Origin of the sequence: Okeania sp. SIO1H4, assembly GCF_010672695.1 — a bacterium.
In the GTDB taxonomy this organism is placed as follows: Bacteria; Cyanobacteriota; Cyanobacteriia; order Cyanobacteriales; family Microcoleaceae; genus Okeania; species Okeania hirsuta.
In genome coordinates, this window is record NZ_JAAHGB010000085.1 from 1 (window position 1) to 23804 (window position 23804).

Annotated in this window: 20 protein-coding genes and 1 pseudogene; 10 read left to right on the forward strand and 11 right to left on the reverse strand. The window is 36.4% G+C overall.

Annotated features, from left to right (window positions below; translation table 11 throughout):
• Positions 1-89: 89 nt before the first annotated feature.
• The 4 genes from F6K06_RS29560 to F6K06_RS29575 form a co-directional block, all read right to left on the reverse strand.
• Entirely contained in the window at positions 90-497 is a 408-nt protein-coding gene (locus F6K06_RS29560) for a pyridoxal-phosphate dependent enzyme (RefSeq protein WP_124147393.1), read from the reverse strand.
• 45 nt (positions 498-542) lie between these two features.
• The gene (locus F6K06_RS29565; RefSeq protein ID WP_124147394.1) at positions 543-1289 is read right to left on the reverse strand and encodes a trans-aconitate 2-methyltransferase; all 747 of its coding nucleotides are present in this window, start codon (positions 1287-1289) and stop codon (positions 543-545) included.
• Positions 1290-1700: 411 nt separating this feature from the next.
• Positions 1701-2096, reverse strand: a complete 396-nt coding sequence (locus F6K06_RS29570) for a hypothetical protein (protein ID WP_124147395.1) — start codon at positions 2094-2096, stop codon at positions 1701-1703.
• A gap of 102 nt (positions 2097-2198) precedes the next feature.
• The gene (locus F6K06_RS29575) at positions 2199-2330 is read right to left on the reverse strand and encodes a hypothetical protein (RefSeq protein ID WP_275670457.1); all 132 of its coding nucleotides are present in this window, start codon (positions 2328-2330) and stop codon (positions 2199-2201) included.
• Between the two features lie 278 nt (positions 2331-2608).
• On the opposite strand from F6K06_RS29575, the gene F6K06_RS29580 reads away from it, so the two are divergent.
• The gene (locus F6K06_RS29580; RefSeq protein WP_124147396.1) at positions 2609-5107 is read left to right on the forward strand and encodes an ATP-binding protein; all 2499 of its coding nucleotides are present in this window, start codon (positions 2609-2611) and stop codon (positions 5105-5107) included.
• 416 nt (positions 5108-5523) lie between these two features.
• Here F6K06_RS29580 and F6K06_RS29585 read toward each other — a convergent pair whose 3' ends face one another.
• The 3 genes from F6K06_RS29585 to F6K06_RS29595 all read right to left on the reverse strand — a co-directional run bounded on the left by F6K06_RS29585 (position 5524) and on the right by F6K06_RS29595 (position 6512).
• Complete coding sequence (locus F6K06_RS29585; protein WP_161564726.1) at positions 5524-5688, reverse strand: hypothetical protein; 165 nt, start codon at positions 5686-5688, stop codon at positions 5524-5526.
• A 2-nt stretch (positions 5689-5690) separates the two neighbouring features.
• Positions 5691-5930, reverse strand: coding sequence for a helix-turn-helix domain-containing protein (locus F6K06_RS29590; RefSeq protein WP_205127546.1), 240 nt, complete (start codon positions 5928-5930; stop codon positions 5691-5693).
• Between the two features lie 78 nt (positions 5931-6008).
• Positions 6009-6512 (reverse strand): class I SAM-dependent methyltransferase, encoded by a 504-nt coding sequence (locus tag F6K06_RS29595; protein WP_124147397.1) that lies wholly within the window; start codon positions 6510-6512, stop codon positions 6009-6011.
• Positions 6513-6704: 192 nt separating this feature from the next.
• Between F6K06_RS29595 and F6K06_RS29600 the strand changes: the two are divergent.
• Both F6K06_RS29600 and F6K06_RS29605 read left to right on the forward strand, forming a co-directional pair.
• Positions 6705-7484 (forward strand): annotated as a pseudogene (locus F6K06_RS29600) (IS1 family transposase).
• 136 nt (positions 7485-7620) lie between these two features.
• Positions 7621-9111, forward strand: a complete 1491-nt coding sequence (locus tag F6K06_RS29605; RefSeq protein WP_124147398.1) for a CIA30 family protein — start codon at positions 7621-7623, stop codon at positions 9109-9111.
• 608 nt (positions 9112-9719) lie between these two features.
• Here F6K06_RS29605 and F6K06_RS29610 read toward each other — a convergent pair.
• On the reverse strand, positions 9720-10736 hold the full coding sequence (locus F6K06_RS29610; protein ID WP_124147399.1) for a phosphoribulokinase: 1017 nt from the start codon (positions 10734-10736) through the stop codon (positions 9720-9722).
• A 764-nt stretch (positions 10737-11500) separates the two neighbouring features.
• Between F6K06_RS29610 and F6K06_RS29615 the strand changes: the two genes are divergently transcribed.
• The 5 genes from F6K06_RS29615 (at position 11501) to F6K06_RS29635 (ending at position 15160) form a co-directional block, all read left to right on the forward strand.
• On the forward strand, positions 11501-11653 hold the full coding sequence (locus tag F6K06_RS29615; protein ID WP_161565011.1) for a hypothetical protein: 153 nt from the start codon (positions 11501-11503) through the stop codon (positions 11651-11653).
• A 594-nt stretch (positions 11654-12247) separates the two neighbouring features.
• Positions 12248-13438 carry a ferredoxin--NADP reductase gene (gene petH, locus F6K06_RS29620; RefSeq protein WP_124147400.1) on the forward strand — a complete coding sequence of 397 codons (1191 nt, stop codon included), beginning with the start codon at positions 12248-12250 and terminating at the stop codon, positions 13436-13438.
• Between the two features lie 268 nt (positions 13439-13706).
• On the forward strand, positions 13707-14225 hold the full coding sequence (locus tag F6K06_RS29625; RefSeq protein WP_124147401.1) for a hypothetical protein: 519 nt from the start codon (positions 13707-13709) through the stop codon (positions 14223-14225).
• A gap of 469 nt (positions 14226-14694) precedes the next feature.
• The gene (locus F6K06_RS29630; RefSeq protein ID WP_275670458.1) at positions 14695-15054 is read left to right on the forward strand and encodes a universal stress protein; all 360 of its coding nucleotides are present in this window, start codon (positions 14695-14697) and stop codon (positions 15052-15054) included.
• Complete coding sequence (locus F6K06_RS29635) at positions 15050-15160, forward strand: universal stress protein (protein WP_287244737.1); 111 nt, start codon at positions 15050-15052, stop codon at positions 15158-15160. Before F6K06_RS29630 ends, F6K06_RS29635 begins: the two co-directional genes overlap by 5 nt.
• Positions 15161-15919: 759 nt before the next feature.
• Here F6K06_RS29635 and F6K06_RS29640 read toward each other — a convergent pair.
• The 3 genes from F6K06_RS29640 to F6K06_RS29650 all read right to left on the reverse strand — a co-directional run bounded on the left by F6K06_RS29640 (position 15920) and on the right by F6K06_RS29650 (position 19425).
• The gene (locus F6K06_RS29640) at positions 15920-16714 is read right to left on the reverse strand and encodes a bifunctional UDP-sugar hydrolase/5'-nucleotidase (RefSeq protein ID WP_287244729.1); all 795 of its coding nucleotides are present in this window, start codon (positions 16712-16714) and stop codon (positions 15920-15922) included.
• A 21-nt stretch (positions 16715-16735) separates the two neighbouring features.
• Positions 16736-17323 carry a hypothetical protein gene (locus tag F6K06_RS29645; RefSeq protein ID WP_240038840.1) on the reverse strand — a complete coding sequence of 196 codons (588 nt, stop codon included), beginning with the start codon at positions 17321-17323 and terminating at the stop codon, positions 16736-16738.
• Between the two features lie 743 nt (positions 17324-18066).
• Positions 18067-19425 (reverse strand): cytochrome P450, encoded by a 1359-nt coding sequence (locus tag F6K06_RS29650; protein WP_124143948.1) that lies wholly within the window; start codon positions 19423-19425, stop codon positions 18067-18069.
• A 708-nt stretch (positions 19426-20133) separates the two neighbouring features.
• On the opposite strand from F6K06_RS29650, the gene F6K06_RS29655 reads away from it, so the two are divergent.
• Positions 20134-22674, forward strand: a complete 2541-nt coding sequence (locus F6K06_RS29655) for a glycogen/starch/alpha-glucan phosphorylase (RefSeq protein WP_287244732.1) — start codon at positions 20134-20136, stop codon at positions 22672-22674.
• Between the two features lie 423 nt (positions 22675-23097).
• Positions 23098-23804, forward strand: a 707-nt coding sequence (locus F6K06_RS29660) for a transposase (protein WP_287244734.1), incomplete at its 3' end; no start/stop codon positions are given.

Here is a 23804-nt window from a genome sequence, read left to right on the forward strand (position 1 = left end):
TGATTGCATTTCAGTTGTCGGCCACCTCTTTTAATAGTTTAATAAGTTAAACATAAATCTAATATATCACAGTAAATGTCTATTTATGTTTAACTTTGTCCAATTATTTTAATACTGTTGATAGCCCCATAACTCATATAGGTATCTTGAGTAACTACAATCAAATCTGCATTAAGAGCTTTTATATGATTTTGTTTTTCTATACTGCATTTGTTTGATGTAACAATAACAACATGATAGCCTCTAATCTTACCTAGCATGGCAAAACTGCAACCTGTATTACCACTAGAAGAGCAGACGATAACATCCCCTCGCTTCAATTTACCTTGTGCTTCTGCAACATCAAGAATATAATTTGCCATTCGATCCTTGAGGCTGAAACCTGGGTTGATAAACTCGCATTTTGCATAGAGTTCTGCTGAGTTTTCACTGACTAATCTAGTCAAATCAATTAAAGGGGTATTTCCAATCAGGTCAGTAAATCTTGGAGCTTTCATCACTTTGATCTCATCAGTAAAATAGTTAATTTATGGCTTTACTTCTCAGATATTATGGTAGACATAAAGCCAGAATTCTTCAAAAACATGAAACCCATCAGTTTCTTGAGAAAGACGATTCTCTATCCACGCAGAGATCGTCTCAGGTTTCAACATCCACAGACCAACAAGCTGATTCTTTTTGACGGCATCAAGATAGATATCGGTAGGTATAGTTACTTGTTCACCATAACAACTCACTGAAAGAGGCATTCCCAATAAGTTTGCCGTGTCAAGTCGATCACTGGGGCGAGGTTCCGCAAAAATACTGGCCCAATAGCTTGATGCGATCTTTGGTAATGGGTAAGAACTAGCAGATCGAACTGTTCTCTCGGCAACTACAATAACCCCATTCTTTTTGAGCAAAGGCTGCAAATACGAAAGCGGAATTTTGTGTTCAAAGTAATGATAGGCTGATTTGACAAATATCAAATCCACTGTTCCATTAGGGGTTCTAGCTAATATATCTGATATCTCACAACAATGGAACTGAACTTGAGAATTTGGCATTTTTTCTCTGGCCAAGGTAATCATATTTGAATCAATATCCACGCCTACAATTTCTGAGTTGCCAAAGTTGGCTTTCAAGGCTAAAGTAGACAATCCTGTACCACAAGCTAGATCCAAGATAGACTGAGGCATAAAATCAATGAGAGATTGCAATACCCTAATTAATCGTTCGTCGTAAGTTTTAAAGTGCGAAAAAAATTTATGGTAAGTATCAGCGTAAAACTTATCTATTGTTTTTTCCAAGGGATTACCTCTTTTCAAGATTGTGATGTTTAATTAATAATTAGAATTCAGTTGTTAGACCCCACCCGATCGGTAGTGATACCAAATTAATTACCCATATTCTACAGCTAAAAATCCTATGTTGTCAAAAAAAAACAGGGAATAAATTAGGTACAAGATTTACGCAAAATTCCCTGTTAAGTTCTAGTTTTAGTCTAATATGTGTTGCAATGTCCTCTACAATTAGAGTTCCTGGGTAAGTTCTGAAGTAATTAATTTTTCCTGGGTACTTAGACTTAGTTGAATTACTACCGATACGAGGCTATCATCTCTATTAGAAAAATATTTTTTCTCTAAAATTAACCCTAGCTATCCATGATGAATACCCCCTCATTCATTTTCACTGTTGAATGTTGACTGCCTCAAAAAATCCTATTTAATTTCAGGACTAATCTCTTGATTTTGAAGTGTTAAACTTTTAGTAAGTCTAACTAGGAATTGTTGTGAAAATTGAATAAATTCTCTCATGCTAGAACCGTGAATAACTGCCCAAGTATTGGTAATTAAACAGCAGCTAGCAAACCACAAAAGAATGAATGTTTGGATTCTCACTACTCCTACAATAAACCAGCTTCCAACATGAAAGATAATCATTAAAGCGTAAAAACTAGCTACTAATGCTATTAAGTTGATTTCCTGTTTGGGGCGACGGAGGGCTGTAAAAATTATTGGTTGTAAACTTGCTAGTACATTCATGGGTACTAGAACACCACAAATTGCTACACAGTATATGTGTGAAAATTCGATTATGCTATCTAGATTTAACATTTTTGTAGTTTCTTTTCTCTTTTATTTTCCTAATTTTCCCAGATAAATTCAATCTTATTCAGAATTTGACTTTTCTAGGATGAAAGTTTAATCAATAACTGTTTATTTATCACTTTTTTCCTGTTTTTTAATTGAATCAGTCCACAAATTAGTGAACATCATTAGAAATGCTCCAAGAAAAACAGTAATTGCTATTCCAGTAGGAATTATAGTTTGCCAATCAGTAGTTTCCATGTACCTCCTAGTTTATTTAGTAACATAATTTTAGTAATTATACCTAAGATGTTATTTGCTTTTATCTAGTTATATTAAGTTTTGTAAACAAATTTTAAGTAGAAAGAAAATTAATTAATGTTTAAAGCTATGATAGAAAAGTATATCAATTATCAAAAATAGTTTGGATAAATGTACTTAATTTAACATTAAATATCAAAGTATAGATGAGCAAAAAAAATACTTAATATCAGGGGTGTTATTATTAGTATTGTCACAATAATTACCATTTTATATACATGAACGTTAAGCAAGTTATTCAAAACGAAACAGTAGATTTAATCAATAAATATCAAGAACAAATTCATCTTTCAGGTCACATTCAACCTCACGGTGTATTATTTGTCTTAAAAGAACCGGAATTGATAATTTTACAGGTAAGTAATAATACTTTTGAATTATTTGACATACCAGCGAAAACATTGCTGAATCAAAATCTGAGTTGCTTTCTTGACAAAAAGCAAATCAATAGCCTCAGAAAAAGCTTAGAAAATCATCCGGAGCTTAAAACCATTAACCCTGTTAAATTATCAGTTAAAACAAAAGATAAATCTTTAGTCTTTGATGGTATAATTCATCGTTCTGAAAAATTTTTAATCCTGGAGCTAGAGCCAGCTATATCTGAAGAAAGTATTTCATTTTTCAACTTTTATCATTCTGTGAGAGAAGCAGCATCAAAAATGCAAGACGCTTCTGATTTAAAAAATTTATGTCAAATAATAGTTGAAGAAATTAGAAAAATTACAAGCTTTGATAGAGTAATGGTATATAAATTTGATTCTCAATACAATGGAGCTGTAATTGCTGAAGATAAAATAGAAACTTTAGAGTCACTTTTAGGATTAAATTACCCAAGTTTAGATATTCCACCCCAAGCTAGAGAACTTTATACTAGAAATTGGCTGAGGGTAATAAGAGATGTTAATTATCAACCAGTAAAAATTATACCTGTAAATAATCAGATTACTCATCAACCCATTGATTTAACTTTATCTGTTTTAAGGAGTGTTTCTCCCTGCCATAGACAGTATCTAAAAAAGATGGGTCTTACTGCTACAATGTGTATATCTTTAATGAAAAACAAAAAGTTATGGGGTTTAATTGCTTGCCATCATATTTCACCGAAATATGTGCCTTATGAATTACGGGCAGCGTGTGAATTTTTAGGGCAAACAATGTCTCTAGAACTTGCTTATAAAGAAAATCATGAAGATTATGATTATCAACTAGAGTTAAAGTCGCTCAAAAGTCAAATTATTGAAGAGATTTCCACATCAGAAAATTTTATTGATGCCTTAGTTGAATGTCAAAATAAACTACTAAATTTAGTCAGTGCTGAAGGAGCAATCATAGTTTCTGGAAACAATTTACAGTCAGTGGGAAAAACTCCACCATTAATAACTGTTGAAAAATTAATTAGCTGGTTGGAAAAAAAGTTCAATCAAGAACTATTTTATACAGATTCATTGCCCAAAGTTTATCAAGAGTTCGAGAAATATAAAGATATAGCTAGTGGGTTATTGGCACTCTCAATATCTTCAGCTCAGAGAATTTATATTTTGTGGTTCCGACCAGAAGTTATTAGAACAGTTAATTGGGCAGGCGATCCTGCACCTATTACAGAAGCAGAATCTAATGGTAATATTAAATTTTGCCCAAGAAAATCATTTGAGTTGTGGAAAGGAGTAGTTAAACTCACATCTCGACCGTGGAAAGAATGTGAAATTAATGTTGCTTTAGAACTGAGAAATGCGATTATTAAAATTGTACTGAAACAAGCAGATGAACTAGCAAAATTAAATTCTGCGTTGCAAAAATCAGAAGCAGGAGAGAGAGAAAAAGCTGCTCAATTAAAACGAACTTTAAAAAGATTACAATTGACTCAAACGCAATTAATTCAAAGTGAAAAAATGTCGAGCTTAGGACAATTAGTTGCAGGTATTGCCCATGAAATTAATAACCCGATTAATTTTATTTATGCCAATATAAAATATGCAGATAATTATGCTAATGAACTAATGTATTTGATTAAACTTTATCAAAAACATTGCAATCCATCGCCAGAAATTAAACAAGAAAGCGAAAAAATAGATTTAGAATTTATTCTCGAAGACTTACCTCAACTATTAAAATCTATGGAGGTAGGGACAGAACGCATTTATGAAATTGTCAAGTCTTTGCGTAACTTTTCACGGCTTGATCAAGCAGAGATGAAGCCAGTTAATATTCATGAGGGAATAGAAAGCACTTTACTAATATTGAATAATCGACTCGATCCTAAAGTTGGAAAAAAGATTAATTTAATTAAGGAATATGGTAATTTACCTCAAATATATTGTTATGTGAGTCAGTTAAACCAAGTATTTATGAATATTTTGGTAAATGGAATTGATGCTCTGGAAGAAGCAATAGCAAAAGGCAAATTTTCTGAATCAAATGAACAACAAATTCCCACAATTAAAATTCAAACAAAAGTTGTAGGGAAAAATCTGATAACTATTACTATTTCTGATAATGGTATAGGTATAAAAGATGGGGTGCTTAACAAAATATTTGACCCTTTCTTTACGACAAAACCTGTTGGTAAAGGTACTGGTATTGGTTTGGCAATTAGTTATCAAATTATAGTAGATAAACATGGCGGTCGGATATTTTGTAATTCCCAGGAAGGAAAAGGAACTGAATTTATAATCGAAATTCCTAGTCAAAATAATATTAGGAAATTTAAGACTCTATAAAATTGACCAGAAAAAATTTATGGGAGATTTCCTATAAAGCAATCTAGCAATTTTTATTAAAAATCTTAGCTGAAGAAATTCGGTATAGAGCTGCATTAGCTTTCTGTATGCAAAATAAAATGGATCGATCGCCTCCTCTGGTAGGTCTAATATCAAGTCTCATTAAATTAGCCAAGGGTAAAAAAGTTCTTCTCTTGAGAGAGAATATTTTTTCCGTCTCTTGGTGCGCGTTCCCTTGCGACTATCGTCGTCGCGGGGTCGCACCGCTTTGTCATGGGAAGCAAACAAATTTCCTCTTGTTCCCTACTCCCTACTCCCTATTCCCTAAATTTTTTGGTAGTCCTGCATGGGTTTTGGTGAAGATATATATTTTTTAATTTCTCCCATACTTCCCATCCCCCCATCTCCCCATCTCCCTATCTCCCCACACTCTCTCTACCATTACTATGCACCACCACCAATTTTTGATTGGGGTTATTTAAAGAGACATGATGTAAGGGAGCGGGAAATAAATTGCTAATCCTAACTTCCTGCAAATGACCACCACTATTGAGGCAAAAAACAGGATTGCTGAACCGCATATCTATGCGATCGTTATAATTTTGTGAGTTGTTTGGGTAGGTTTAACCATTCCTACTAAAAGCTTATGTAAGTCAATAGCAATAGGAAACTTGATTTTACTATCTGGATGATGTTGGTTATAGTTCAAGATCTTTTTAGTTAACCACAAACCCCAATTATAGGTGTGACGCGCTACACCCGCGTGTTTAACCAGTAGGGTTTTTTGTTGATTTGTGGAACGTAACTCAGCGCGTGAATCCAAGTAGCATAAAATAGATAATTGGAGATTATTATAGATAATACCAGATTATAGACAACAGTTAAAAACTCCTGATTCGATTTAGTTTAACACTTGAAAACTAAAATAATAACCTTTGATATTTTGAGCAGGTAGATATTCGTCCTCTATTTTAGCTATCATTCTCCAATGTTTAGCTTTTGTCAGTTCTTCTTCTACTATTTGAAAGTGACTCTCTTGATCTTCATAAAAGTGTTTGCGAACACTATAAACAATATAGCCTCCCTTTTTCGTAACCCTTACAAGCTCACGGAGAGATTCCGCAGGAGCGTGTCCTGGGATAAAAGTCCCGACACAAATAATAGCATCAAAAAAATCAGAAACAATCCCAGAATCTGGTAAATAACCTTGAATAAAATCTGAATAAATATTGCGTTTTTTGGCTACATTTAACATCCCTTCAGATGGATCGAATGCAGTAAATTCTACATTTTTATAGCTATATTTAGCTAGTTGTTCTCCCTGCTCTCCTGTTCCTGCTCCTACGTCTAATATTTTCATAGACTCTTGATCAGGAACGGTTTCTGCAAAGAGTTTTGCTGTCACTACAACAGGAGTGTTTTCTCCAGTGCCGCACAATTCATTTTTGACCTGTTCATCAAACTCTTGGGCATATTGATTATAGTCATCTAGCAGATTTTTGGCATCTATAGTTTTATTTTTGGCGTTGCTGAAGCACGGGTATGATTATGGAAAAGAGCGCACGCCAAAAAAGTCCACTTATTAGAATTAAAAATTATGCAATGTCCTGAATGTAAATCAGATCATATCAATAAAAATGGTCATAAAAAAGGAAAACAAAACTATATTTGTGTCCATTGTGGCCGACAATTCATAGAATCTTATGAAACTGGTAGAGGTTACTCTCAAGATCTTAAACAAGAATGTCTAAAAATGTATGTAAATGGTATGGGATGAGCGAGGCATTGAAAGAGTCAAGAAACTACATCATACCACAATTATTAATTGGGTAAAACAAGTAGGAAAACTCTTACCTGATTGTTATGATCCACAGACAACTCGCCTAGGTAGGAGAATTAGATGAATTGGAAACTATGGTATGCTCAAAAAAAACAAAATTTGGCACAGCAGCTGCAGTAGACCACTTTAAACAGGGTATTTTGGGATGGGTTTTAGGAGACCATAGTTCCAAAACTTTTGCTCCCAGGGTGGGAAGTTATTAGTAAATGGAAATGCTATTTTTATGTGACAGATGGATGGAAAGTTTACCCAAATTTTAAACAGTGATGGAGATCAAATCATTAGCAAAACATATATGGTTCGAGTTGAGGGTGAAAATACCCTTATTAAGACATTATTTAGCAAGGTTACATCGTCAAACTCTTTGTTATTCTAAATCGTCAGAAATGCTGAGATATTCTATTCAATTATTAATTCACGCTTCTCAAATTTAGAGATGTGCCAACTCCTTATTCAAATAATATAAATTATTTGATAGTGAGCGCGATCGCTACTTTTCTACAATCATACCTTAATTCAGCAACGCCTTATTTTTAAATGTATTACCCCAGTTACTCATAGTCTATCCTCCTAAAATCAAAAAATTAATTCTCCATAAGGCCATTCGGCAAAATTTCTTAATATATCTTAATATATATTGTAAAAGAAAAGTTTAGAGTTTAAGGATATGGCCATGACTGATAACCAAACATCTAAAGTGAATAGACTATTTCAGACCCTAGCCTATTTTGGGGTTGTTCCCTTTGTTGGGAGTTTTAAATGGCTACAAAAATTATTTGGTGAAAAGACACCCAAAACACCAGAAAAATCACAAGTAGTATTAGTAGTGGGTGCTAATGGTGGAGTTGGTAAACGAGTTGTACCTAGACTCCAGGAGCGGGGTTATCAAGTTCGATCGCTCGTTCGAGATGCCAAAAAAGCTCAGAAAGTTCTCGGCAAAAACGTTGAAATAGTAACTGCCGACATTACCAAACCAGAAACCCTCACCCCCGAAATATTCAAAAACGTTAGCAAAATCATCTGTTGTACAGGAACGCGAGTACAACCAGTCGAAGGAGACAACCCAAACCGGGAAAAATATTACCAAGGTATCAAATTCTTTATGCCAGAAGTTGTTGAAGACCCTCAACTTGTCGAATATGAAGGCATGAAAAATCTCGTGGCAGCCGCAAAACCACAACTACAACCAAGCAACAACAAAATTATCTTTGACTTCACCAACCCCACCCAAGACCTCAAAAAAACCTGGGGAGCATTAGACGATATCGTTATGGGGGGAGTCAGCGAAAGCTCCATCCGTCTGACAGATACTGGTGCTATGTTCTCCGGTAATGTCTCAACTGCCAATTCAGGGGGTTTTGTATCTGTTCGTACCCGTAACTTCGACCCCCCAATGAATTTATTAGGAGCTGCTGGTATCGAACTCCGAGTCAAAGGAGACGGCAAACGCTATAAATTTTTCCTCCGCTGTGAAGACAAATGGGATGGAGTTGGTTACAGTTATTCTTTTGACACCGTTTATAATATCTGGACAACTATTCGCATTCCATTTAAAGATTTAACACCAGTATTTCGTGCCAAAGTTGTAGAAAATGCTCAACCTTTTAATCCCAGTCAAGTTTATTCTTACCAATTAATGTTGAGTAAATTTGAATATAACCGAGAACTTAATCCTAAATTTACACCAGGATTTTTTCAGTTAGAAATTGAGTCAATTAAAACTTATGGTAGCGACCAATTACCTAAATTTGTATTGGTTAGTTCGGCAGGTGTAACTCGTCCGGGGCGACCAGGTTTAAACTTAGATGAACAACCTCCAGCAGTGAAGTTTAATGACCAATTAAAAGGTTTGTTGAATTGGAAATTAAAAGGAGAAGAAGTTATTCGTTCTAGTGGGATTAATTACACTGTTATTCGACCTTGTGGAATGACTGAACAACCAGGCGGTCAAGCATTAATATTTGACCAAGGTGATAATATTAAAGGTATTGTTAGTCGGGATGATATTGCCGAACTTTGTATTAAAGTTTTGGAAGAAATACAGGCTTGCAATACAACTTTTGAGGCAAAAGGAGATAAAGAAAAGCAGGCTAGTGCTGAAATTTGGCAGAAGTTATTTAACAGTTTAGAAGCTGATAAAAATAAATTAACTGTGACAGTTTAAAAAGTATTTAGCAATTGTTCACAAACCTCGTGGGAATATCATGTCCGGTTGAATAGTTATAAGTTAGAAGCTCTCGTAGTAGGGCTTGAGCAATAAGATAGATATCTCATATCAAATCCGGTTAAATGCCCTCAAAATCAATAGCTTAAAACCCTGATTATTACCTGATTGGATTTATGTGCAATTAGGTGGATTTGATATTACTGGCTAAAGCCCTAGCCTATCAAAAAGCTTAAAACTCAGACAACGCCAGATTTTTCCTTCTTCCTTCTCTGGTAAATATAGCAGTCGCCACTATAGTTAGGACATCGGGTAATTATGATGATTGATAACGCGAGCAAGATGCTCGCACTAATTGTCAAACACCAACCAGGCGGTTGCTATAGAATTCGTCACTGTCTAAAAGATATGAAGTGTTTACAGGATGCTATGGAATTTGTCTTGCGTCAAGCGTCTTAACAGTTATGGCAGTTGCTATAACTAATCGCCTAGATAACTAAACGCCTTATTCGTTCTTCCTTCTGCTATATATTTATCAAACAAAAAAAACGCGAAGTGAAATTAACCACTCGCGTTTTTTTTCAGATAGAAAATTTTCTTCTGGATGTTTATGAAACGACTGCTGCTACCTTTTCATCTGGAGAAACTTTAGCAGTCAAACGCTCATAAGTTGCACGCATTTTCAGACCGACTAAAACTTGGAACAGTCCACTACCATTATTGGAACCTGGATAGTCTTGGTGTTCCCTCATCATGTGGGTCATCTCACCATAGTATTTAGTGGCAGTATTGCTGAGGTGTCCTTCAACGTAAATCATTTCTTCCAGGTTATCAAAGTTACCATCTACTTCTAAGACAGAAACTTCATGGCCGAAATAGGCATCTGGGCCATAGAACATTTTAATTCCAGGATAGGAACAAGTAAGCTTACGTCCACAAGGAATCCAGTTAATAGTCGATCCTTCATCAAACAGATATACTGGTTCAAACCCTTCTACACCTTCACGTTGGATCAAGCGTACTCGTAAGACTTTATGTTCCTGATCATCAGGAATAAGTTTGGTGGACAAAATTTGAATGACCACATCTGCATGAGCTTTTTGTGGGTCAATATAAGCATCAAAGTCTGGACGACGAGCATTGATAGAAGCAAGTACATCTTCGTAACGATGGCCTCTTTCTGCCATATCGCGCTTGATTTTCCAAGCAATTTTAACTTCATCACTAATATCTAGATAGACACTAAAGTCAAGTAGCGATCGCACGCGCTCATCAAATAGAGGATGAAGACCCTCAATCACTATAATATGATTGGGATGAACTTTTTCCGGTGGGTCAATCATGCCAGTTTCGTGGTTATAAATTGGCTTATCAATAGACTGACCTTCCTTTAGAGCTTTAATTTGCTCATACATCAAGTCAAAATTATTGGCCCTTGGGTCAAGAGCAGTAATTCCTGTTTCTTTACGTTGCTTACGATCTAGACTATGGTAGTCGTCCAGGCAGATAACTGTAACAAAATCTTCTCCAAATACATCTGTTACACGACGCAAAAAAGTAGATTTTCCGCATCCAGAATCTCCGGCAACTCCAATTAATACTACTCTATCTGGTTTTTTCACAATAGTTCCCCTCTAACACAAAACAAAGTTTAATGACATATCCCATACTTTTTTTTGGGTGAGTCTCAGCTTCTGAGTGAGTCCAGGACAAGTTCCTGAGCATTTCTTGAGCTGTGTTGATTCCTGTAATGCTCCATTTAGACTTAACTCTATCAAAATTTAATCATAAACTGACCCATTTTCCTGGCCACATCCTCTGAATGAGGAGAGACTTGAGGTTTTCTGGCGGGTTAAGCTAAATCAATAGACAAGTCTAATGAACTTGGTGTCCACATAAAACAACTTCACTTGAAAGTGTTGCTTTGCTACACAGTAAAAAGCTAAGACAGCTCACTGTCGTTGGACTTTTGGACAGACTTTGAAGCTATTGACTCTAAAGTCTTTATTACTAACTTTTGTAAAATATCATATCAGAATGGGATCTTCCCTACAAGGATCAAAGAAAATAAAAGCTTAATCAACAGTACTCTGTTGGAATGAGTTCTATAGACAAAAGTCATTTTTTGGAAAGCCAAACGTTATAAATCAAGGGACTTTCAGTTCTGTAAGCATTTTTACCTCTCCACCTATAAATCCTAGTGATTGTATTTGGTTGATTTATTTTCGCCAATTTTCATAAAAAATCTGAATTAAGTCAGATAAATTGGACTGATGATATTGTTTTATTTTTATCTTTATCTCTCATGGATTTAATACCCCACCATCTACACGGTGATTAAAATTGGTTGGGGTTATCAGACACGAAGTGGTTTGTCGAAAACATCCCCATGCAATTTTCCCTTCTGCCTTCTTCAACTCTTGTGAATTTAATCCTTACCGTCACCGTCACCCGCAGTGCCAATGGGGTTGGTGGGTTGAGAATCTCCATAGAAAGCACTCTCGGTTTTACTGACTACTGGCTATTGACTAATGACTACTGACTATTAATTTGATAATTAGCTACAGAACTTAAAAGAAATTAAGACCACTCTGCATTTTATATGTAAAATAGTCAGAATTGATTAATGCCAAGAATTAACAATGTCTTAGAGATAAATAAAGAGTGAAAAAAGATGTTTCTGTATTGGCCATATACTTAAAAGCATCTTAATATAGAGACTCAAGCTGTAATAAAAGTGAAATTCTTGTGGGTGAAAAGTGTATTTGTACCAGAATCAAAGATCGGTCAATAATGACAATTCAAACAGCACTTAGTCATAGTGTAAAAAACAATACAGAACACTATACTGCCTCTTTTTATTGAAGCTTGAGAAGCTACATCAGAGTAAACAACTGAAAAAAATATTAGTTTTACTCATCCTATTGTAGTTCTACTTTTAGGTTACTTCCTAATCATAGAATGAATTAGAGAATAAACAAGATGCCATAAGGAAAACAAGATTTTCAGCACTAAACCTCTGAAATATAGACTTAAAACCTACTGGCCATTATACCAGAGTATCTTAAAAAACACTTAAATAAAAAGACTCATCATCTCTTGGCAATATACTTTATCTAAATGGAGAAATCAACTAATGAAAACTCAAACTGCATTGGGAGTAAAAACCAATACAGAATACGGTAGTCGTACTTTTGTATACGAAGTCGAAGGTTTACGTCAGAGTAATATTACTGACAAAACAAATAGCCCCATCCGTCGCAGTGGAACTGTTTATATCACTGTACCTTATGCCCGCATGAACCAAGAAATGCAAAGAATTACACGGATGGGAGGCAAAATTATCAGCATTAAAGCTGTGAGTGAAGACTCTCAAATGAACGGTCAAACAACTACAGGAGAAACAACTAAACCCATGACTCAAGCTAAACCTAAGTCACATAAGGATGTTCCGGTAAACACCTATCGCCCCAAAAATCCATTCATCGGCAAATGTCTTTCCAGCACTGAGTTAGTGCGTGAAGGTGGTGAAGGTACTGTTCGTCACCTAGTATTTGACCTTTCTGGTAGCGACTTGCACTATCTAGAAGGTCAAAGTATTGGTATTATTCCACCAGGAACAGATGATAAGGGTAAACCTCATAAGTTAAGGCTTTATTCCATCGCTTCTACTCGTCACGGCGATAATCTTGACGATCAAACAGTGTCTCTGTGTGTACGCCGTCTAGAATACAATCACCCAGAAACAGGTGAAAGAATCTATGGTGTATGTTCTTCTTACCTATGTGGTATGGAAGAAGGTGCAGATGTGGCCATTACTGGGCCTGTAGGTAAGGAAATGTTGTTGCCTGATGATGAAGACGCAACTATTATTATGATCGCAACAGGTACAGGAATTGCTCCTTTCCGTGCTTTCATCTGGCGGATGTTTAAGGAAAGAGAACAAAACCCTGATTATCAGTTTAAAGGTTTGGCCTGGTTATTCTTTGGTTGTGCTTACACTCCCAATATTCTCTACAAAGAAGAGCTTGAAGAACTGCAACGTCAGTTCCCTGATAATTTCCGCGTAACTTATGCTATTAGTCGCGAACAAAAGAATAAAGATGGCGGCAAAATGTATATTCAGCACAGAATTCAAGAAAACGCTGATGAGTTGTGGGACCACATCCAAAAGCCAAATACTCACACTTACATCTGCGGTCTCAAAGGTATGGAAGGTGGCATTGATGAAGGAATGTCTGCTGTGACTGGTAAGTTTGATGTTGATTGGAGCGAGTATCAGAAGCAGTTGAAAAAAGACCATCGTTGGCACGTTGAAACTTACTAATATGATATAATAGGGGACTATTAATCGCTGCATTTTATAGAACTCAGGGAGAGGTACATTTGATACCCCTCCTTTTTTAGTTGAATGGACAAAAAAATAGGCTCCTGAGTAATTGTTTGTGATCAACAAATTCTGCTAATATCAAGTGGATTGAGTTACTAATAAATTGAGACAGGGGACAAAAATTTCCTAGATATTCTCCCAATATTTGGGTTAGTGTCACATCTCTCAAATTTAATTAATCCAGGATCATAATTAGGAGAACAAAATGAAATTTGGTAATCTTGCTAAAATTGTCGCTGGTGTTGCTGGTGTAGCAGCTACTGGGTATGGTGTAAAAAAAGCTGTAGATTATTTCCAGAACCGCGATCAAGAAGAACCCGATCCAGAAGCAACTGAAGACGCAGAAGTAGAGCTAGAAGCTGATGATATTGCTTTTGCGACTGTGGAACCTGAGTCAGTACAACCTTTCCTTGATGCCAGCTTTGGCGCTCCAGGTCGTTACGTTCCCACTCGTCCGCCTAAAGTATTTGAATATCAAGACCAACAATACATGGTAATATGGTCTTACGATAACGAAAAAGAAAAAAATCAATTGATGGGATTCCAATACACTGATGCAGGTAGGCAAATGGTTGCTAGTGTAGGATATACTGCTGATGCTACTGACTATAATGTTAACTTAGACGGTACAAATTTAGCTGTTGAAGTTAATGGAGAACAAATTACATCTGGTCAAGGTGAAACTGGTGGTGCAGATGAAGTTGATTTAGTTCCAGTCGGATAACTTAAATTTAGAAATTAAGTGGTAGTGGTGTATAGTTGGTAATAATGATGAATAGAATTACTAGCTAAACTATTAGTAATTGAGTTTTGCATCTGCCACAAGAATGCACCACTATCAAAAAATTAGTTGAAAATGAGACCCAGGGTATTTTAACCCTACACATTCCTATAATAGACTTGTCGCTTTATAACTTAAAAATCCCCCAAAAACCTTGTTCTGTAAGGATTGTAGCTATTAGTATGCAAAAATGCTTGTATTTATTGATCTGTCTAGGTTAGAGTGATTTTTTCCCTTTATTTAGCGACAACTCTAATAACCAGATATGGTATCACACAATTGGTAATGCAATAGTAAAGATTCTACAGAAGGCAAATAAGCAGAGTTTGGTAACATTATTTGAGTAAATTAGTATAACTTAATCAGAACAATAATATCTGAAACTATATTCAATTAAAAACCTAAATTACCAATGAAAAATATAGTTGTTGCCCTCGACTTTTCTCAAATAACTCCTGCTATTATTACTCAAGCGGAAACTTTAGTCCTAGCTTTTAACAGCAAATTATGGTTAATTCATATTGCTGAACCAGATCCTGATTTTGTTGGTTTTAAGACTGGACCTCAGCCTAAGCGCGATCGCTGGGCGCAAGAGTTTCGTAGAGAACATCAACAGATTCAAGATTTGGTAGAGGAGCTACGGCAAAAAGGTCTTGATGCGGTGGCTTTGTTAACTCAAGGTTCTACAGTAGAGACTATTTTGACAGAGAGAGGCAAAAAAATTAGCTGCCGATTTAATTATAGTAGGGTCTCATGGACGCAGTGGTATTGAGAAATTGTTTGCGGGTAGTGTTAGTGAGGGTATTTTGCATGGTGCCCATTGTCCAGTTTTGGTAATTCCTGCTAGTTGGCGATCGCCAGAAACACTAGAAAATTGAAGTAGTATTGAATAGGATATATGAGGACATTGGAGTAGGGGAGTAGGGGAATAGGGGAGATTGAAGTAATTAGATTGAAGTAATTATAGGATGATAAAAAGATACAGCAGATTCGGTCGCATAAGAAGTACAGATATTAACAATTAAACGTTCTCAGTGCGGGCATCTTGCCCGCGACGGGTCTACCTCACGCTTGGTGGATCCCTCTGTATTATACCAATTTGAAAAAAGAATGTGTTTGAATAATAAGTGTGATCAAAAGATTTTGCAGGAAATGTCCCTTTGACGAAAAAGAGAATTTACGACCGTTCAAACTGGTATTGAAGCAATTCCCGTGTGACTCGGTCTGACTGAGTTACCCTCCTAGCTCCCCTCCTGGGAGGGGCGGGGGTGGGTTGGGCGAGGGGTGGGTTTACTCCTAAGAAATAGCCTAACTATTTGTAGCAAACATTTATCAAATTGGTATTATATAACCGGATTCTATTCAAATCCCGTAGCATCGGTATCATATCATGTCCTCTGGTATCATTTGTGTAAACTCAAGCATGAATATCTACAGGAAATTTAAGTTTTTTCCAGCTTTAAACCTTCTTCCTTCTTCCTTACCCTGACTTTACAATACTAATACTAGGGGACTTAATATTAATTACCAAAATATTGTTGATATAAATCAGGGAATAATTTTAATCCTTCTGAACTGATAATATCCGATTCAATTATGCCTTTATTATTGACATATTCAGCAATTAATTCGCGAATTTATGTAGCAGATCGCCAAATTTTTTTTACCTCTTTAAACATCAAATATTCACTACCACCATTAGCGCGATAACTATTCATAGCAATTCGTAAAACTTGATTTGGATCGATATTTTTTCCATCTAACTGTAACTTAGTAACTCGTTTTCCTACAGGTTTGGTAATATCAATAGTGTAATCAATCCCACTATATAAATCCCAATTATAGCCAAGATGATTTTCAGCCAAAACCTCTTCAGGAAGACCGGGTAAATCATCAATATTAACTTGTTTAAAATTAGCAGCATTTTTTTCTAAAGCGCAACGCAAAATATCCCCATTAATTTCTATAACCAACAAATAGTTATCATAATTATAGATACTGTAAATATCTCTCCTAGTAATTTTTCCTGGAGCAATTTTACCAGTATTATTAAAAATAGAAGTCAGAGAAATATTTACAGGGTAACCTGCTGCTTTTATTTGTACTTGATTAATTAAATTTGACAGTTTTCTCTGATGAAAACGTGCTTTTTTACCACCATAAAATTCAGTTTTTGCCACACCAATAGGTTGATTTATATAACGTAAAGTTTGCTGATGATATGGTAAAGAAAGTTGTAAAATTTTCTGTTCCGGTTCAATATAAGTAACATATAAATTAGTAGAATCTTTAGCAATAACTTCCCACTTTTTACACCGATGCTCTAGTACTAAAGTATACTTACTTAAAGCTTTTCCCCAAAAAGAAGGCTCTGCAATTAAAACATTATTAACTATAGCTTTAGGAACATCGTGATGTGAATGTCCTGCCATAATTATATCAATATCTTTTACCTATTGTGCTAATTCTAGGGTGAGATTTGAACCAGGAATAGAGCCTGTTTTTTTCCATTCTTGAATATCGGTTAACCAAGCAGAAGTCACCCTTTGATCTTTTGGTACTTTAGAAAAACCAGTATGTTGAACAATAGTAATTACATCTGCACCATCATTTCGCATTTGAGGAATATATTTTTGGGCAGTATTTATGAGATTCTCAAAAGTTAATCCAGCTATATTTTCAGATGGCACCCAGTTAGAAGTTGTAGGAGTAATTAAACCAAGAAGACCAATTTTTATACCATCAACATTTTTAATGATATAAGCTTTAAAAGCAGGAGTACCATCACTTTTGTGGATATTAGCACAAACTATGGGAAAATTAAGCTGACTTATCCAACGGGAAAGCACATTAGTACCATAGTCAAACTCATGGTTTCCTAAAGTAGCAGCATCAAATTTGAGAGCATTCATTGTTACTGCCATCGGATGTACTGCTTCTGTGTCAATTCGATTATAGTAATAAGTTAATGGTGTCCCTTGAATAGTATCGCCGCCATCAATAAGTAGTAAATTAGGATTTTTAGCTCGTTCCTGTGCGATTAAACTAGCGACTTTTGCTAATCCCCATTCTGCGGGTTGGTTGGTTAGTAATCATAAGGCATAAGGTTGCCATGAAGATCGCTAGTTTCCAGAATGGTGATGGTTTTGGGTGGGGGTGTTGATGTTATCAAGGGAATAAATAGTAATATAAGTGTAAATAACAAAGGAAGGCAGGGGACAGAAGGCAGCTATGCTGAAGGGAAAGAATAAGGTGAGAAGGTACAAAGTTTTTCATCAACTAATTAATTGTCAGGATTCCATATCAGGCTTTTAGCAATGATTAATTTTTAATCTGAAAATACAGGTCTAGAGCAGTGCTATATCTGGCGTTGGTGATTTGTGGCTATGATTATGCTTTAATGGCTATTGCCTAACTATTAACTGAAAAGCATTTTATATTTTGCCAAATTTAGGTTTCATATCAAATCCGTTTAATTGGACATAAAAAAAATCTTCAATCGTCATAACTACCCTCATCTTTGTAATTCTTTCTCCTCCTGACTCCTATCTTCCCCTCCTGGGAGGGGGAGGGGCGAGGGGTGGGTTGACTCCTGAGGACTCCTAACTTAACCATTCTATGGCTGTTTAACCGGATTTGATATCATAGCTTGATTCACCAACGCCGGGTTTGAATCCGCATATACATTGATTCTGTCTCCTGTATTCTGTCTCCTGTATTCTGTCTCCTGACTCCTTCTTCAAATAAATAAACCTGTTAAAAATAGTGGGATAGGTTCATACATTTATTCAGCAACGCCAAATTTATGTTTAACAACCATTCGCATATTTCCTGGTGGTGCCATAGTTAACCCTCTACGGACAGGTTGGATAGATTTATCGGAAACTAATTTGAGTTCGCATTTTGATAAAATAGTTGCTAAAACTAATTTCATTTCAAATAAAGCAAAAGCTGAACCGATACAACGACGACTCCCTCCTCCAAAAGGTAAATATTCATAAGGTGAAAATTGTCTTTCTAAAAAACGTTCCGGTTTAAATTTTTTAGGTTCAGGATAAATATCCTCTCTTTGATGAGTTAGATAAATAGAAGGAAGTACTACCATTCCTGGTTCAAGTTGATAACCCATAATTTCTACAGGTTTCTGGACAACTCTAGGAAAAGCAGTTATGACAATGGGATAGAGACGCAAAGTTTCTTGACAAACTGCGCTGAGGTAGGGAAGTTTAGTAATCGCAACTTTTTCTGGGTTAGCGGGAAGAGTAGCTAATTCTGCTAATAGTTTTTCCCGCACTAAAGGAATTTTATCAATCCAATATAATGCCCATGCTAATGCCGAAGCGGTAGTTTCGTGACCCGCAAACAGTAAAGTGAGCAGTTCATCCTTAATTTCTTCGTCACTAATACGATCGCCTGCTTCGTCACGCGCTTCTAGGAGTAAACTAAGGATATCATCACGATGATTTGCTTCTTCCCTAGCAGTTTCAATTTCTGCGAATATTAGCTCATCAACTTTTTGCCTTTTTCGTAAAAATCTACCCCAGGGACTCCAAGGACCCCAGTCTTTTTGCAAAAAACTGAAGAACAGAAAAGTGGAGGTGAGGGGAGAGCTAATGGAGTCGAGGACATCAGACAAAAGTATTCTCAGTTGTTCGTAACGTTCCCCTCGATCTAAACCAAATACCGCCCCAAGGATAACTTTTAGGGATATTTCTTGAGTAGACCTACGGATGGGGAAAGGTTTATTTATTTGCCAGCGATCTATAACATCGGAAGTAATATTATATATTAAGTCCCCATAAGTACGCATTCGATCGCCATGAAAAGGTGGCATTAATAATTTTCTTTGACGTTGATGGCGATCGCCGTTTTGCAGAAGTAGAGAATTTCTGCCCACAAGGTATTGTAAAGCACCATTACTACCACCTGAGCTAAAGGTATCAGAGTCAGCAGTAAAAATTTGTTGAATAGCTTTCGGGTTACAGAAATAGATAAAAGGAGTCTTGGAGTTAGTGTTGGTCCTGAAGATATCTCCGTATTGAGAATATCGCTCCTCTATTGTTTGTAAGGGACGAAAAATAAATTTCCAAGTCCGGACTCTTCGTTGTAGAGGGGACAATGCGGGGCCATCAGGTAATACCATTTTTGCTTTGTTGATTATGTCAGAGTTACTTCATCTATTTTGATTCATTTACCAGTGAGATGGGAGGGTTTATAGCGCTCCGTTCAAGTCAAAAGTCAAAATTTAAAAGTCAAAAGTCAGAATTTAAAAGTCATGCCTGACGCTCGTTTGAGCCTTTATAAATTTCCTAACCTTTGTTTCGACAAATATAGGGTTGTCAATATTCTCTGATAACAAAGAATTAGCCCTGCTGCCAGGAGGGGAATTTGGGGAGATGGTGAAGAAGGAGGCAAATTTCCACCTTTTCCCCCTGTTCTATTATTATTCTTCTATATTATTCTCTTGCTCTCCTACCTGACTCCTGACTTATGACTTATGACTTATGACTTATGACTCCTGATTCTGTCATTAAGAAACAGTAGAAATTTCATCTATATGGTAAAGCTTGAATAACTATAAAAGCAGACTCTAGGCAAATGTTATAGGAATCTAAAAATCCATTAGCTAGTCTAACTGGATGAAGAAGTTTCCTTATAGAATATAGCAGTTGAAGCAAAGGGTGTGGACATTCCTAAATGCTCAAACCCAGTCATAGATTACTTCTAATTTTTGACTTTTGATTTTTGACTTCTGACTTGCACTATAACTCCTGTGTGGCAAAGCTAATTGCTACCTTTGTCTTTCTACAAATACAGAAAAATTAATAACGGTTAAATTTATGGAGGAGTAATGAATCAATATATCAACCCTACTACTGAAAATCAAATTCGGGTAGAAGACGATCGCACGGGCATGAGTGTCACTACTCTCAGACGTGCCCTAGCAGATAACCTGTTTTATTTGCAGGGGACCTATGAGTCCATGGCAAAACAAGATGATTTTTATCGTGCTCTGGCTTATACTATACGCGATCGCTTACTTCAACGCTTTCTTTCTACAATTCGTACTTATAACGAGAAAGATGTTAAAGTTGTATATTATCTCTCTGCTGAATTTCTCATGGGTCGTCACCTGGGTAATAGTTTGATTAACCTGGGAATTTATGAAAAAATTCGTCAAGCTATCACCGAATCTGGGTTAAATTTAGATGAACTACTGGAACAAGAAGATGACCCTGGTTTAGGAAATGGTGGTTTGGGTAGATTAGCAGCTTGTTTTCTTGACTCTTTAGCTACTTTAGAAATTCCAGCTATGGGGCACGGTATTCGCTATGAGTTTGGCATTTTCACCCAAACTGTACAGGATGGTTGGCAAGCAGAAATTCCTGATAAATGGTTACGTTTCGGGAACCCTTGGGAAATAGCTCGTCCTGCTGAAAAGGTAGAAATCAAGTTTGGAGGTCATACAGAAGGATACCATGATGATAAAGGGCACTATCGAGTAACTTGGGTTCCGGATGAAACTGTAATTGGTATCCCCTATGATACCCCTGTTCCTGGCTATAAAGTTAATACTGTTAACCCTTTACGTTTGTGGCGAGCAGAAGCTAGTGTAGACTTTAAATTTGAAGAGTTTAATGCTGGAAACTATGACGGTGCAGTAGCAGATAAAATGAGTTCGGAGACGATATCCAAAGTTCTCTATCCTAATGATAATACCCCTCAAGGTAAGGAACTCCGTCTGAAGCAACAATATTTCTTCGTTTCTTGTGCTTTACAGGACATCATCCGTAGGCATTTATCCCACAACAAAAATCTAGATAATTTATACGATAAAGCAGCAATTCAACTGAATGATACTCACCCTGCTGTGGCGATCGCGGAGATGATGCGCTTGTTAATTGATGAGTATGATATGGACTGGGAGAGAGCTTGGCATATTACTCAACATACTTTTGCCTACACTAACCATACTTTGCTGCCAGAAGCATTAGAGCGTTGGGCAATTAGTCTATTTGGTCGCCTTCTCCCTCGCCACCTAGAAATTATCTATGAAATTAATCGGCGCTTTTTAACTCAAGTGCAAACTTGGTTTCCTAAAGACCCGGAATTGCTTGCCCGGGTTTCTCTGATTGAGGAGGGGGGTGAAAAATCTGTGCGGATGGCTAATTTGGCTACTGTTGGTAGTCATGCTGTCAATGGAGTAGCAGCACTGCACACAGAATTGTTGAAAAAAGGTGTGCTTAAAGATTTTTACCAACTTTTCCCAGACAAATTCTTCAATAAGACTAATGGAGTGACTCCCCGTCGTTGGGTTTTACTGAGTAACCCTAAACTTTCTGCTCTATTCTCAGAGAAACTGGGAGGAGATAGTTGGTTGCGAGATTTCGACCAACTACGGCAACTAGAAAAATATGTTGATGATGCAGAATTTCGGAATCGTTGGCGAGCAATAAAGCAAGAGAATAAGGCTAAGTTGGCAGAGCGCATTCTCAAGCATAATCGGATTGAGGTGGATATTAATTCTCTATTTGATATTCAAGTCAAACGTATTCATGAGTACAAACGTCAACATTTGGATGTATTCAACATCATTACTCTGTATAACCGCATTAAGCAAAATCCAAACATTGATATTCCACCCCGCACGTTTATTTTTGGTGGCAAAGCTGCTCCTGGTTACTATATGGCTAAGTTGATTATTAAATTGACTAATGCCGTTGCTGATGTAGTTAATGACGATCCTGATGTGCACGGTCGCCTGAAAGTTGTCTTCTTGGCAAACTTTAATGCTTCTCTTGGTCAGATTATTTATCCTGCTGCTGACTTATCTGAGCAAATTTCTACTGCTGGAAAAGAAGCATCCGGAACTGGTAATATGAAGTTTGCCATGAATGGAGCTATGACTATTGGTACTCTTGATGGAGCTAATATCGAAATTCGCGAAGAAGTTGGAGCAGAAAACTTTTTCTTATTTGGTATGACTGCTCAAGAAGTTTTCGATCTGAAAGCTCAGGGTTATAAACCTCTGGAATACTATAATACTAATGCTGAACTCAAAGCAGTAATTGACCGAATTGCTAGCGGTCACTTTAGCAAAGGTAATCCTAATTTATTTAAGCCTTTGATTGATTCTTTACTGTACAATGACCAATATATGCTACTAGCTGATTATCAAAGCTATATTGAATGTCAGGAGCGGGTTGGTAAAGCTTTCCAAGACCAGGAGAAATGGACGAAGATGTCTATCTATAATTCTGTTCGCATGGGTAAATTCTCTTCTGACCGAACAATTATGGAGTATGCAAAGGAGATTTGGGGAGCACAACCAGTCAAGATTGACCAAGAAACTTATACTCAAGATAATGCTGGTTTGAAGGTAGATTCTTAAAGAAGCACTTCAGCGGTTAGCATTCAGCAATCAGCTCAATACTGTAGGTTGGGTTAAGCGGCAGCGCAACCCAACAAAAATTAACAGGACTTACGCTAAAGACACTGTGTATAGAGTCCAGTAACTATTGGACAATAGTTATGAGTACTATATATAGCGTATCTGCGTAAGTCCTAATTAAGTGTCTGTTGGGTTTATCCTACAGTTAACGAAGTCATAGGTCAGAAGTTATTTTTGTAACGGGGATTTGAGCAACTCTCCAAAAATATACTGAATTTTGCCCCCCTAACCCCCCAATTCTGGGGGCTATCAACAGTATCAAAATAATTGGATAAAATTAAACATAAATAGACATTTACTATGATATACTAGATTGATGTCTAACTTAATTCAACTATTCAAAGAGGTGGCTAATAAATTGAAATGCAATCAATCAAGACTAAATTAAAAGTTAATAATCAACAAAAAACAATACTTGCTAAACACGCTGGTGTAGCCCGTCATGCTTATAATTGGGGATTAGCAACTTGCATTTCTGAATACGAACAAACAAAGAAACGCCCTAGTGCTATCACCCTACATAAACGTTTAGTTGCTGAGGTTAAATCAATTAATCCCTGGTATTATCAGGTATCGAAATGTGCCCCTCAACAAGCATTAAGAGACTTAGAGAGGGCATTTAAAAACTTTTTGACGATTCCTCAACGTGGATTTCCGCAGTTTAAGAAAAAAGGGAAAAAAGATAGTTTTTATCTAGAAGGAAGTATTAAAATCTGCCAAGGAAACAAGATAAAACTACCAAGAATAGGAATAGTAAAAACTTACGAAATCTTACCTTCCGTACCAGTCAAAAATGTGAGAATATCTAAACGGGCAAATAATTGGTACATCAGCTTTAAATATGATAATGAACCAACCCATACTGCCAAAAAACGAGATGTTATCGGTGTAGATGTTGGTATAAATACTTTAGCAACTTGTAGCGATGGCACACCCAATGCCCACCCTAAAGCCTATCAGCAAGCCAAAAAACGACTAACTCGTTATCAACGCCGTGTCAACAAAAAGAAATTTGGCTCTTTTAACAGAGCCAAAGCCGTAAAAAGACTTGCCATACTTCACAAAAAAGT